Source organism: Prolixibacter sp. DSM 2831 (genome assembly GCF_056493735.1).
The window spans coordinates 3,654,839-3,668,112 of sequence record NZ_CM151379.1; the positions used below are offsets into that span (position 1 = coordinate 3,654,839).

Below are 13,274 nucleotides of genomic sequence, written 5' to 3' on the forward strand. Positions count from 1 at the left end.
ATTGGATCATGGAAAATTACATCAATAACTTTCTATTTACTTACCTGCCGCATATCGCGATGGCAGTCTTCTGGTTTGGTCTTATTACACGGATTGTGAAAACATCCCGGACCATTCAGGCAAAATCCAGTCAATTCCTGGCCGGAGATGGATTAAAGTGGGGCAGCAACCTTTTTCATTATGGCATAATCCTGGTGTTCATAGGTCATTTTACAGGCCTCTTCACCCCCGAAAAATTATACCACCTGGTCATGACGACCGCTACCAAGCGAGTCTTGGCCGTATCTCTAGGGGCTGTTTTTGGAACCCTTACCTTCATTGGAATCATCATCCTGATCATCAGACGGTTTCGGAATGAACGAATCCGACTAAACAGCAGCCCGCAAGACTATTTCATTATTTTTCTGCTGTTGGTAGAAGTGGGATTAGGCCTGGCTTCCATGACTACTACTGCCACCTCTTCGGTGCAAAATTATGCGGCGCTGGGCGAATGGGCACAAAAAATTATCACCTTTCAGCCCGACGCTGGTGCGGTGATAGCGGGGCATAGTCTAATCTACAAACTACACATTGTAACCGGCCTGTTCATCTTCATCATTTTCCCATATACCAAATTAATGCATATGATGGTTTTACCAATAGCCTACTTCTTTCGTTCAGGATACCAGTTGGTGCGAAGAAGATGAGAAACGGCTAAATAGAACTGTTTTTAATAAACAACTTCCGGTGGATTCACTCGTTACGAATATGACTTAAAATCGAATGCCCGATGGCTTCCGGTTTGTAGGCCGAAAGGTCATAAACAGATATATCCGCTCCGTTTAACCTGCTGATAAGGTCCTTAGCATATCGCGTTCTTGTCGTCAATAAAAGATGACGCTGATTCCTATGGAGCAATTGATTTAGGCTATCGGACCACCCTCTGTCTTTCAGCTCCAATTGACCAACTTCATCAATAACAACAATGTCGCAATCAGAACCGGTTGTCAGCAAACTGTTTGTTCCCATACGTAGTCCATTCGGATGAATGTAATACCGGCCAATCTGTTCAAATTGAGGTTCACCGGTTAATCGAAGAAAAACCTCACGTTCTCCGCTTTTGATATCAACAACATCATATCCGATGGTTGTATCTTCATTCATAACCCGATCGGAATAAATACCGCCGACTGTAATTTCTTCTTGTCGAAACAAGTTGATAATTTCACGGATGTAGCGGGTCTTTCCTTGCCCACGTTCTCCAATGAGGATAAATATCCTGGGGTGCACTCGTTTTTGCCTTTTCATTTCGGTTAAACGTTCTCCAGCCTGCGACAGTATCTGATAGAAAAAAGGAATCGGTTTCCGGAAGAAAGATTGAGCGTTGGGCAAATTGGCGACCGTAGTGGGCAAACTGTTAAAAGAAAGCTCCAGGGCCATCGACAGTTTCTCAAAAGACCTTCTTTTGAAAAACTCCCGAATTTTAGGATGATATAATTCCGTTCCCAGTACCGAAAATCCCATGATGATGACCACCGCTCTGAAATTCATTTGTAAGCCAATAAGCAGTCTCTCGCCTATGCTGGAATCACCGTTAAAGACTAATGCAACGAGCATGGTGATGAAAACAAAATATACCCAGAATTTGGGGCTGGCTATCTGCCTGAAGGCCCTTTTATATCGAATGGACCAGATCGTTCCAATGAGAATAATTGCGATACTCCATATTTGCCAATGGGAAAAACTGAGCAGAAGAAAGGAGCCGATCAGGAGAATGACATCCACAAACAACCAGTTGAGTGAATAATCAAATTTGCCTCTTTGCGGGTTTTGTCTGGAAGATAATGTAGAAGTGCTTCTTCCGGGTCGGTACAAGTCTTGTTCATTTCGTAGCTTCCGTCCAATTTTTATCCCCAAAAAACCATATACTATTCCCAAAAGAACATAAATCCCTGAGAAAATTAAAATCGGCATCCAAACTGTCTGGAAATGGAGCTGCATCTCTTTTTCAGCCATCTCAACAAGATGAGTGTAAAGCTCAACAATATGAAAACCGTAAAAAATAATTAAGTTGATGATTCGCTGAACCAGATTCCATGAAACAGCCAGTGCGGCTCCAGTTAAATAACCGGCTATGGTGCGCCCCAAAAGCAACGTGGAAAATTCAAGCAATACTGATTCGGCAAAAATGGCGATCATCGGCCCAAAAATAACAGCACTTGGCGATAACGTCTTCAAAATGGCCGTTATCAAACCAGCCCGCCAAAACAAACCCTTTTCATTCCATAGATAGCTCACCGAAATCAATACAATCAATCCAATTCCGGTGAGTAGCGTTCCACTAAAAGGAATCCGTAGGTTATGCAAAAAGCTTCCAAATACAATCTCGAACGAAGCCCAAATTGTTCCAATCGCTGAGGCCTTTATCCATTTATCGTGGTTTCTCAAGTTCTTATGTGTTTAAATGTTTTGCCATCAAGTATAAAAATAGAAGAGAATCATCAGAGAATAGTTGGCCTTGGGATAAAAAATCACTTACCAATACCTTATTCGTCACAACATAATTTTCTGACAGTTTCAATCTTGCACTTAAAATCCGAAGATACAATTTGGCAAATAATATTATATTCATAAATGATTAAAATTTCAACAGCATCCTCGAATATTTCTCACATATCAAACATAAATCATGCAATGCCCTTCATTCATTCATTTAAGTATTTTACTAAAAACTACCTTGAGGTGTATTATTTCATGAATTAACTCTTTTTGGATTTAATTCACTTTATCGTTAGTTAATATTCACTAACTTTGTTCGAGCAGAACATACTTAGGTGTAATGATGGCAAATAGCACTATATAAGTGGATCTGAGTAAATCTTTGGTATTAAAAAGGTGGGGGCATCCACCATTGCAGTAGGGGACGTAAGCCCGGCACAGGCCGACTGACCCTGTTGATAGCAGAATCCCAGCTGGTTTAACCGTCGGAGTATGTCAATTACTAAGGGGAAAACCCTTTTTTGTCGACAAAAGTTGCACCAAGTTTCCGTTGCAGCTGAGTGCCGACTTCGGCCGGAAGTCGATTTTTCAGCCCTCTTATGTGCCCTTTAGCGTAACCAGAGAAGAACGGCTCTTTTTAGGACTAGTCATTTTGTGCATAATATTTTTACACGTTGTCGTTTGAAACGGGCCGCTTTTTGTTTAATCTATTCTTTCAGACAAATCATCAATGTTTTATCTTTTTCAAAGTGAAATATTTTCCCCTCCCTTGCTAGCCAACCAATTGCCATGAAAAACTCGGGGGTACCCAATTTTAGTTCTTTTTTCAACTCTTTTACTGAGTTTTCTCCATGTTCATCGAGATGTTTCCATATTTTCCCAGCGTTTAAACCAATATCATCTGTTATCATTTTTTTTTTGTTTAAGTTATTATTTAGTACTTAGTGTTATATAATCAACATATCATAAGCTATTTATGTTTTCAGATTCCGTAATCGCGATTTCATGCAAATTCCTTTGATCTAACCCGTTATGAGAATAGCATACTGATAGATATAGTGCTGATGTATAGTCTCTTGTGATTGTGATGCAAATAAATCAATCCGTCATATATACGATGTAAAAGCGAAATTAAAATCCTCTTTTAAGTTAGTCTAAATATAAACTAATGGCAGATAATACATAATACATGAACAGAAAAAACAATAGGGAATTCAAAGCTGTTTCTGGTTAACAAAATCAATTAACAGTTGTGGATACTTTTCAGGTAAAAGGTACACCTAAACGGGGTTAATCGGGACTACCCTGGGTTTCTTCTTCGGCTTTGCAGCCGTTCGCTTTATGATCCAACCTCTGTAAATTTCAAAGATGCAAGGGAAATCAGCGCACGCTGCTGAGACTGCTGGTTGCTATTTCCTCACTTATTCCTGGCTTTGACATTGATGTTCGTGGCGAACACCGCGAATAAAGCACAAGAGAAAGCTGCGGTCGTATCAAAAGTAATTAGTTAACTTGAGAGGAAAATCAAAACAGACATATTTCAGGAGAAAGACGGGAAAGATTAGCTGCTAAAAAACTGTCTGAATAAAATTGAATTGTAGAATAAAAGAAAACAACAGTCTTTCAGTCTTTTATCATATACTACCTATGGAAAGAAGGGAGGAGGTTAGGTGAATCTGGGACTTAGGTTATCGGAAATTTATTTTTTATCAAATGAAAAGGCGGGAAGTTGAATACAGAATTATATTACATATTTTGCCTGACTCCTGTTGTTTTCTCTTCTGATCGCTTTTCGCTGCGAAATTCCCGCCTTTTTACTAAAGTACAAATAATTGATGAATTGTGGGGAGTACGTACAAAAAAAAATATAGGACTTAAATAACCTGAAATACGAAAGGACCGCGCCTGACCGACTGCTTATTGACACGGTACAAGTATTTAGCCCCGTACCCTACGAGTTTCGGAACCATTGGGCCGATGTTTTTTGTCGATAAAATACGCTCAAGGAATTTGCTCCAGGTGGGCGCCCGGACAACTTTTATGTCGATATTCCACTCGCCGGCCACCTGGTTAACCTCTTCCGAAACTCGTTTTTTTGTCGACTGCATTTAGTCAGTAAACTAGAGGCCGTCTCATAACAAGTTTATGGGACGGTTTTTTCTTTTCTCTGTGATTTGTCTTTTGACGATAGGTTTGTTTGATTTTCGATTTATTTAAACCTCTATCAGTTTTTTCGGACAAAACGAAGGTTCCTGACAGCTTTTAGGCGCTGATTTTGGATAAATTGTGTGCTAAAGCAATTAAACCGGTCTCAATTTCTACTTTTCGCTTGCCCCGGAGCATAAGCCTGCGGAAACCCTTGTTATTTTTAATGATCCAAAAAGTTGCTTCAACGTCGGCAGGCCGCTGTTTGCGGCGCTTAACCCCTTCAGCACTTAACAGTTTTTCGCGTGCCTTTTGTTTGTGACTTTCCAGGTTGTGATTGATTTCGATTATACGATCGCCCTTTGCTTTATGGCAGCCTGGGCGTAAGGGGCATCCGTAGCAATTTTGAGCCTTGTAGTAAGTTATTTGCTACCTGAACCCGGTTGTCGTTTCCCGGTCGGCTGTACCGGATTTTTTCATTTCCTGTCCCATTGGGCAGTAGAAACAATCATTGTCGGAGTTGTAATAAAGGTTGGCCTTATGGAAGAGGGCTGCCTTAAACTTCTTTGTCTGTTCTTTATGGAAGTAATTGAACTTTACGAAAGCTTCGATTTTTTTGTCTTCCATGAACTCATAGTTCTCCTCGCTGCCATAACCTGAATCGGCGACAGCAACTTCCGGGTATTCCCCATAAAGCCTTTCATGTTCGTCCAAATGGGCGGGAAGTGTGGTCGTATCGGTGGTGGTTTGTTCTACCGTATAATTGACTACAAACTGATTATTGGTTGAAAACTGCCAGTTGTAAGCGGGCTTTAGCTGCCCGTTTTTCATGTGGTCTTCTTTCATGCGCATGAAAGTCGCATCCGTATCAGTCTTGGAATAGCTGTTGCGTCCCTGTAGGATTTCTTCCTGCTCCCTATACCTGGCAAGGTTTACCGGCCAGTTCCGGGCTGCATACTTCAGTTTTTTTTTACTTCAGCACTGGCCTGTTTGTCTTTTAGCGCTTCATTGATTTGGGCAATGGCTTTTTCTACTTTCTCCGGTGATATTTCTTCGAAGTCAGGTGTCGGCGGAAGATCTTTTTCCTGCTGGTAAACCGACTGGACATGTGACCATATCTGCTCGAGCTGTTGCCTGATTTTTTCTTTTTGTGTTTCGATGGCATTGCCCCAAACAAAGGTATAGCGGTTAGCATTTGCCTCGATTTTGGTACCGTCTATGCAGACCTCCCTGATATTCAGGTAGCCCGCTGCTGCAAGCATCTCTACCACAGAACCAAATATCTCTTTCAGGTTGCCATCCAGACGTTTGCCACGGAACCGGTTGATGGTATTGTGGTCTGGCTGGCTCATTCCGCTAATCCACATAAAATGGATGTTTTCTTTTAGGGCTTCCTCTATCTGACGGCTCGAATAAATGTTCCGAAGGTAAGCGTAGACCAACACCTTTAACAACATCCGCGGATGGTAACCGGAACTCCCGCCACCCGGGTAAGTATTCAAAACCGCCTGGATATCGACCTTATCAATAATGCTGTCAACTATGCGAACCGGATGTCCTGATGGAATCAGTTCTTCTAGATTGGGTGGAAACAGCATCGATTGTTTATCGTGATAAGGCTTGAATGGTATTTTTTTGTATCTCCTTGCCATATGTGAAGATACCAAATTGCTGACAGTCAACAAAATCGAAGATTGGTGACTTTTAATCTTTTTTTCACTATTCGCTGTAAATCAAAAAAAAGGCCATCTCTTTTGAGACAGCCTCCTTTCTTAAACCATTGCCTCTAAAAAAGGCGGAAATCTGTGCTGTCGGATTCGCGCCTCTTTTCCTCTTCTTCCTGGTACTTGATGTAACGCCGGACCACTTTCTCTTCTACACCTACAGTTGTGGCAAAGTAACCTCTTGCCCAGAAGTGATTGCCCCAATATGGCTTCTCTTTTAATCGCTTCCTCGTCTTGAATAGATGAATCGCACTTTTGCCTTTGATGATTCCAACAATCTCTGACAATGACCGTTTCGGGGGTACGCTTAGAAGTAGATGAACATGATCCGACTGGATATTAATTTCTTCTATTTCTACCTCATTCCATTCACAGACCTGACGTATCTTATATTCTATCAGCTCCTTTACCTTCCCCTCCAAGATCCGATAACGTTACATCGGTACAAAGACACCGTGATAATTGCAGTGGTAAACTGTGTGAGATAGTTAGCGGTATTTTGCCATACCGCTAAGTTAACAAATGCGTAGCACAACATACTTTACCATCGCCATAGGCGAAGGTTTAATATTGAAATAATAAAAGGAGGCTGAACCTCCTTGTATTTCTTATATCCCTAACAGGCTGGCATCTTTATTTAGTCCTGTTTTGCAAGTCCAAACCCCAATGTAGGGCTAAGGTCGGTTTCGTACCAACCTAACTTTTCATCCGGACTATTGGTAAAGACCTTATTCCAATGGTCTTTATAATTTACTTCTTTTACTTCCGGTTTAGAAGAGCAACAGCTTTTCTCTTTGTCACTGATACTGCAACTTTCTCCAGTCATAACAAATCCTTTTTAATTTTATCAAATTCATCCTTTGTAATTTCTCCATTGGCATATCGTTTTTTAAGAATTTCAAGAGGGGTTTCCTTATGCTCATATGGGTCATAATTTCTGTCATAACGATTCCAGGGTGGGATGAAGCCTCCTCTGCCAAAAATCATGAAAACGACTAAGAGCATTACTATTATCATAACGAATGGAAAAATCCACATTCCACCCATCCAAAAATGTTCTGGCCACATAATTTTTTATTTAGGTTCTTTTGTAATATTTTCAAGTGTTGCAATCATCTTTTCCATCATTTCTTTCATAAATTCTTTCATAATCCTATGAGTTTAATTAATATTACTAACGATATCTATATTGCTTTTTAATCGGTCAATTAGAACTTCCCTTATTAATCCGCAAGCTGTTGTAATTTTGTCAGATGTAATTTTATAATAAACATTTACACCTTCTTTTCTTTGTATTAAAATTCCATTCGTAACCATTATTGATAAATGCCTTGCAAGCGTTGATTTACCAACCCCTATTAAATCTGCTATTTCTCCAAAGGACAGTTCACGTCCATTGTCTTTTAAGTGATGAACAGTTTCTAACCTTATTGGATGTGCAAAAGAGTTACACATTTCAGCGTGTAGTTTAAATAATATTTTATCTGAATTCATGCTCGTTCCTGTATTTGTCTGTTTCCGAATTCGCAAATATACGAATTAATGAATTAACAGACATCAATTTTTACATTAATTTTTAAATTGTGAGCAAATTTTTGCTAAATGGTTTTACTAAGAAATGACTCTGCGATTTAATTTGGTTGCTATTTGTTATCGTTTTACAATTATTAAATTCAAATGCACTGGCAGGCATTTTCCGGTATGCTTTCCTCTCTTTGAAAACTACAATTTGGACATGTTATTATTGATTGGGTTTGAAAAATCATTTTGATAAAATTTTAACAATCGGTTTTGCACTCCTTTTCAATTTTTTCGTTTTCGATTTGAAAAGTCGTATGGCCTATCCCGAATCTATGTTCAAGTTTCTCTTGCAATTCAGAAATAAATTCATCGTTAAATCCATTTGGCATAATCAGGTGGGCAGTTAATGCAACCTGGGTTGTACTCATTGCCCAAACGTGCAAATCATGAATATCTTCAACCCCGTTTTGAGATGAAAGAAAGTCACGTACTTTTTCGAGCTTTATGTGTTTTGGTACAGCATCCAATGCCAAATCAATGGAATCGGTAAACAAACGCCATGTACCCCAAAGAATTACCAAAATAATAATGAAACTCATTATCGGGTCAATCCATTGGATTCCGGTAAGGTTTATCAATAATCCGGCAACAACTACGCCGAGGGAAACTCCTGCATCGGCAGCCATATGAAGAAAAGCTCCTTTGATGTTCAGGTCGTCTTTTTGACCTTTCATAAATAACAAGGCGGTAATGGTGTTGATGACCACACCTATTCCGGCTACAATCATTACCTGTGTACCTGCCACGGGTTCGGGGTTTTTGAATTTGCCGATGGCATCCCACCCAATAGCGATAACCGCCCCAAACAGTAAAAGTGCATTCAGTATTGATACCAGAATCGTTGTTTTTCGCAAGCCGTATGTGTATTTCCCTTTTGGTTTTATGGAGGCAAGCCTGATTGCTGCCCAGGCAAAAATCAAACTCAGTACGTCGCTTGCATTATGCCCTGCATCGGCTAATAATGCTGATGAGTTGGCTATTAAACCATAAAAAATCTCAACGGCAACAAAGATGATGTTTAAACCTATTCCGATGGCAAATGCCTTGCCGTGACCTTTCTGAGTAGTATGTTCGTGCGAATGTGCCACGCTTCGTTTATTTTCCGAGTTTTAATATCCTGAAAGCGCCCCTTACCACGATTAAAAATACAATTGTACCTATGATTAAATCGGGATACTTTGATTGGGTCAACAAAACCAATACTCCTGCTGCGATAACACCGGCATTGATAATAATATCGTTTGATGTGAATATCATCGTGGCTTTCATGTGCGCTTCTTCGCTTTTTGATTTTTGCAGCAGATAAAGGCAAACTGAATTGGCAATCAACGCCAGTATCGAAACAATAATCATGGTTTTAAAATCCGGCACGGCTTCAAAACTGATAAATCGGCGAATTACTTCCGAAAGTCCGAGCAGTGCCAAAGCCAGTTGAAAATAGCCGCTCAGTTTTGCCACTTTTTTCTTGCGAATTACCGTTGAGCCGACTGCCCAAAGACTGAGACCATAAACGAGCGCATCTGCCAGCATATCCAACGAATCGGCAACCAGCCCCATCGATTTAGAAATAAAACCCGTGGTGATTTCAATAATAAAGAAAGCAAAATTGAAAATCAGTACCGTCCAAAGGATTTTGGATTGTACCGATGAGCTGTCTTTGAATTCATCCGCTTGGGCAACGATTGTTTCCTGGAGTTGCGACCCTAAATTGAGTTCTTTCAGGTGATTCTCAATTTCAGGGCTTTCGTCGGAATGAAAGACAGTGAGTTTTCGGTTTTCAATATCGAACGCCAAATTTTTAATAGCGGAAAGCCCTTCCAATTTCATCCTGATAAGGTTCTCTTCCGAGGGGCAATCCATTTTGGATATTTTGAATACTGATTTGTACATGAAAGCTATTTCTTATACAACACCACATTTAGCGGAATAAATGCGCCTACTTTCAAGCCCCAGTCAATATTATCAATGGGTGTAAACAGAAACACAAATGCATTTCCCACATTACCCAATTTGAAATTGGGCCCGGACTGGACTATGAATTTATTTTCATCAAACATGTACTCTTCTGCCAAAACCCACGATACCGGGATTTTTTTGTCAAACCCTACAAACCAGTATTCATTGAAATTGTAGATGGCGTTGGCAAAGGGCGTGTATCCCATCGACAGATAGGTTTTATTGTTGAACATGGCACCTAATTCGGCATGAATACGCGTTATTTCCGTTTTGTTGCCATCAAAATCGTACATCACAAAAGGGTTTACACGTACCCCCGTGATTACTTTTAACCGTTCTCCCTCCTGAGCATTCACGGTGAATGCCCAGAAAAGTACAAAGGTTAATAACAACAGTTGTTTTCTCATTTTTAAATATTTTCGAACTACTTAAGGTTAAAATGCCGGCCGTATTATACGTTTTTAATGACCTTTTCAAGTTTCGACCTGATTTCGCTTGCAATTCCAACTAATTTGTCATTTTCAACTGCCTGCATGGAAGCCACCGGGTCAACAGCGGCTACTTCTGTTTTGCCATTATCCAGTTCCTGCACAATCACATTGCAGGGGAGCATGGCTCCTATTTTGTTTTCGGCCTTTAGTGCTTCATGGGCAAATGGCGGATTGCAAGCCCCTAAAATTTGATATTTTCTGAAATCGACATCCAGTTTCTTTTTCAATGTGGCCTGCACATTAATCTCAGTCAACACCCCGAAACCTTCTTTTTTTAGTTCTTCGGTTACTTTTTCAACGGCTTCGTCGAAACCGTAATCTGTTGTTTTATCAATATAATACTTCATGATAATTTATTTTACATTAAATCCTTTTTTCGTTCTTCAAACTCCTGTTTGTTTATTTCGCCACGGGCGTAGCGCTCTTTTAAAATATCGAGCGCCGACTTACTTTCGGGTTGGTTGCCGGGGCGGTTACTTAGACTCATTCCTTTAACAAACATCCAAACAACGGCAATTACGATAATGAGCCCAATAATCCACCACCAGCACATTCCCATTCCCATTCCCCATCCGTGGCCTCCAAATCCGTTCATCATAACATTCTCCTTTCTTTTTACCGCTTATTTTTAATTTATCCCTTTAGTGATTCACTATGAATCAAACTGGCGTTTACCAACAATGGTTGCGACTGGACATCATCATCTGTTTACGAGAGTTCATTCCCATGTTGCCGGAATACCAGCAATTTTCTGCCATATCCCACCAGTTGTATTGGTTGTTGTTAAAGTATGCCAACTGCTCTTTATTAAAAAGCTTTTTTACCTGAACTTTAGTTTCCAAATTAATATCCTCAATTTTTTCTTCCTTATCGCGGATATTGCTCCTCAATGACTTTAGCTTTTTTACATCCAGTTCGGGATTTGAATTTGCCGCCCGGTATTCTATTCTCAAACTACGAAGCTCATTTTCAAGCGGCAAAATCTTTTCATTGCTGTTTTTACGGAGCTTGTTGATTTCAGTAATTTGTTCGGCTGATAACGCATATTCTGCCGGGGTGTTATAATTCCACCATTGGGCATCGGCGTTTGCCGACCAATTTGAGTTGCAACAATGTGGTTGTGCCGATACCTGAGAAGCGGAAAGGGCAATCAACCCTGCCAGCAGAAACATCCATTTTAATTTTCCGGTTTTCATAATTAATAATTTTTAATGTTTGAAATTCTAATACTATCAACATCAAAATTACCAATAAGTTAGTGCAACCCTGTTGCAAAGTTTAATCACAACGAGGACAGACACCGTTAATAATAAACTGGGCATTTTCGTAGGTGTAGCCTTCGGGCAGGTTAACCCGGGGAATAGGCAATTCTTTCATGCAACGTGTCCTTCCGCAGCGTTTGCAATAAAAATGGACGTGTAAATCATGTAAAGTACAGGTACACTCATCATCGCAAACGGCATACTTAGCAGAACCTGTCCCATCGTCAACAGGATGCACAATGTAGTTGTCCTCAAAAGATTTTAGAGTCCTGAAAATGGTTGAGCGCTCCACTTTTTCAAACTGTTGCTCCAATTCGGCCAAGCTCAGTGCTTTACCTGAATCTGCAAGTATTTTGTACACCAATGTCCGCATGGCGGTTGGCTTAAGGTTTTTCGACTCAAGTTTTTTGTCAATTTCTTCGTTATCCATAAGGGTAATTTATAAGTTTAGTAAGAATTGTTATTCTGTTTTCTACAATTTAACTACTCTGGTTAAGTAATGCATAGAACCGCCTGCCTCTCCTTTTATCGGTTTTGTAAACCCCACACCCCACAATTTTGTGCCATTGAATTAAGGCCCATTGCAGTAAATATTACTGCCAATGTGATATAGAATTTATTTGTTTTCATAACGATAATATTTTATTAAAACTTGTTTATTTCTTTGAAAGAAAATTAATTGTCATTTGAACTCGATTCAAGTGACAATTGTTAAATCATCTTATTCCATCAGTATTTTCACGCCACCTTTAAATCAACTCCCATAAGTAGTAAGATAATCAGCAACAGTCCGATCACAATACGGTACCAGCCAAATAGTTTGAATCCATGTTTCTGAAGGAAAGTGATGAAGGTTAATATGGCTATCATGGCAACCACAAAGGCGATGATATTGCCGAAGAGAAGGATTCCAAGATCATCAACACTAATGTGTTTATAGTCCTTTAGGAGTTTGTAGGCCGAAGCTGCAGCCATTGTTGGAACGGCCAGAAAGAAGGAGAATTCGGCTGCATTGGTGCGGCTTAACTTTTGTTGCATACCACCTACGATAGTGGCCGCCGAACGCGAAACGCCCGGTATCATGGCAATGCATTGCCAAAAGCCAATTTTAAACGCTTTCGGATAACTCACCTCCTGATCAGGACTTTCTTTCTTAAACCATTTGTCGACAAATAGCAAAAGCACCCCGCCAACCAGCAGCATAACAGCCACCACCATGACATCAGCAAGCAAAGTATCGATCAAATTGCTCAATAAAAGCCCAATTGCCGCTGCTGGAAGAAAGGCTACAAAAAGTTTCTGGTAAAACGACCAGTTTTGCAAAAAACGACGCCAGTACAGAACTACCACAGAAAGGATGGCTCCAAACTGGATGTTCACAGTGAATGCTTTGGTAAAATCATCGATGTTCATTCCCAGCAATTTTTCAGTAATAATCATGTGGCCGGTTGATGAAATAGGCAGGAATTCGGTGATGCCTTCTACAATGGAAATAACGGTTGCTTGAAAAAGTGTCATAGTTTTTAAACTTGTGGTTGTATTTGTTTTTATTTTCGGATGTAAAAGTAGGTTTATCCTTCAGTGTGGTCGTCGAAATTGTAAATTCTCTTTCCGCTTATTTGTTTTCATAATGATAA

Annotated in this window: 16 protein-coding genes and 1 pseudogene; 1 reads left to right on the forward strand and 16 read right to left on the reverse strand. The window is 40.0% G+C overall.

Annotated features, from left to right (window positions below; genetic code table 11):
- Window positions 1-8 precede the first annotated feature (8 nt).
- The gene (gene narI / locus AC060N_RS14920) at window positions 9-686 is read left to right on the forward strand and encodes a respiratory nitrate reductase subunit gamma (protein WP_479524521.1); all 678 of its coding nucleotides are present in this window, start codon (window positions 9-11) and stop codon (window positions 684-686) included.
- Window positions 687-732: 46 nt separating this feature from the next.
- On the opposite strand, the gene AC060N_RS14925 is transcribed toward narI, so the two are convergent.
- From AC060N_RS14925 to AC060N_RS15000, 16 genes and pseudogenes are all read right to left on the reverse strand, one after another.
- A complete protein-coding gene (locus AC060N_RS14925; RefSeq protein WP_479524522.1) occupies window positions 733-2,427 on the reverse strand; it encodes a nucleoside-triphosphatase in 1,695 nt (564 codons plus the stop codon).
- Between the two features lie 758 nt (window positions 2,428-3,185).
- Window positions 3,186-3,389, reverse strand: coding sequence for a winged helix-turn-helix domain-containing protein (locus AC060N_RS14930; RefSeq protein WP_479524523.1), 204 nt, complete (start codon window positions 3,387-3,389; stop codon window positions 3,186-3,188).
- Between the two features lie 963 nt (window positions 3,390-4,352).
- Window positions 4,353-4,586 (reverse strand): hypothetical protein, encoded by a 234-nt coding sequence (locus AC060N_RS14935; RefSeq protein WP_479524524.1) that lies wholly within the window; start codon window positions 4,584-4,586, stop codon window positions 4,353-4,355.
- A gap of 154 nt (window positions 4,587-4,740) precedes the next feature.
- Window positions 4,741-6,275: pseudogene (locus tag AC060N_RS14940) on the reverse strand (IS1182 family transposase).
- Between the two features lie 134 nt (window positions 6,276-6,409).
- Window positions 6,410-6,769 (reverse strand): IS200/IS605 family transposase, encoded by a 360-nt coding sequence (tnpA, locus tag AC060N_RS14945; RefSeq protein ID WP_479524525.1) that lies wholly within the window; start codon window positions 6,767-6,769, stop codon window positions 6,410-6,412.
- A 215-nt stretch (window positions 6,770-6,984) separates the two neighbouring features.
- Window positions 6,985-7,173: a hypothetical protein gene (locus AC060N_RS14950; RefSeq protein WP_479524526.1), complete on the reverse strand. Its 189-nt coding sequence runs from the start codon at window positions 7,171-7,173 to the stop codon at window positions 6,985-6,987.
- Window positions 7,170-7,415: an SHOCT domain-containing protein gene (locus AC060N_RS14955; protein ID WP_479524527.1), complete on the reverse strand. Its 246-nt coding sequence runs from the start codon at window positions 7,413-7,415 to the stop codon at window positions 7,170-7,172. Before AC060N_RS14955 ends, AC060N_RS14950 begins: the two co-directional genes overlap by 4 nt.
- Before the next feature lie 93 nt (window positions 7,416-7,508).
- On the reverse strand, window positions 7,509-7,841 hold the full coding sequence (locus AC060N_RS14960; protein WP_479524528.1) for an ArsR/SmtB family transcription factor: 333 nt from the start codon (window positions 7,839-7,841) through the stop codon (window positions 7,509-7,511).
- A gap of 284 nt (window positions 7,842-8,125) precedes the next feature.
- Window positions 8,126-9,016: a cation diffusion facilitator family transporter gene (locus AC060N_RS14965; RefSeq protein WP_479524529.1), complete on the reverse strand. Its 891-nt coding sequence runs from the start codon at window positions 9,014-9,016 to the stop codon at window positions 8,126-8,128.
- Between the two features lie 7 nt (window positions 9,017-9,023).
- The gene (locus AC060N_RS14970; RefSeq protein ID WP_479524530.1) at window positions 9,024-9,818 is read right to left on the reverse strand and encodes a cation efflux transmembrane domain-containing protein; all 795 of its coding nucleotides are present in this window, start codon (window positions 9,816-9,818) and stop codon (window positions 9,024-9,026) included.
- A gap of 5 nt (window positions 9,819-9,823) precedes the next feature.
- A complete protein-coding gene (locus AC060N_RS14975; protein ID WP_479524531.1) occupies window positions 9,824-10,291 on the reverse strand; it encodes a hypothetical protein in 468 nt (155 codons plus the stop codon).
- A gap of 44 nt (window positions 10,292-10,335) precedes the next feature.
- Window positions 10,336-10,722 (reverse strand): DUF302 domain-containing protein, encoded by a 387-nt coding sequence (locus AC060N_RS14980; protein WP_479524532.1) that lies wholly within the window; start codon window positions 10,720-10,722, stop codon window positions 10,336-10,338.
- 11 nt (window positions 10,723-10,733) lie between these two features.
- On the reverse strand, window positions 10,734-10,973 hold the full coding sequence (locus tag AC060N_RS14985) for an SHOCT domain-containing protein (protein WP_479524533.1): 240 nt from the start codon (window positions 10,971-10,973) through the stop codon (window positions 10,734-10,736).
- Between the two features lie 73 nt (window positions 10,974-11,046).
- Entirely contained in the window at window positions 11,047-11,571 is a 525-nt protein-coding gene (locus AC060N_RS14990) for a hypothetical protein (RefSeq protein WP_479524534.1), read from the reverse strand.
- Window positions 11,572-11,653: 82 nt separating this feature from the next.
- Complete coding sequence (locus tag AC060N_RS14995; protein WP_479524535.1) at window positions 11,654-12,067, reverse strand: Fur family transcriptional regulator; 414 nt, start codon at window positions 12,065-12,067, stop codon at window positions 11,654-11,656.
- Between the two features lie 308 nt (window positions 12,068-12,375).
- A complete protein-coding gene (locus AC060N_RS15000) occupies window positions 12,376-13,155 on the reverse strand; it encodes an undecaprenyl-diphosphate phosphatase (RefSeq protein ID WP_479524536.1) in 780 nt (259 codons plus the stop codon).
- Window positions 13,156-13,274: the final 119 nt, after the last annotated feature.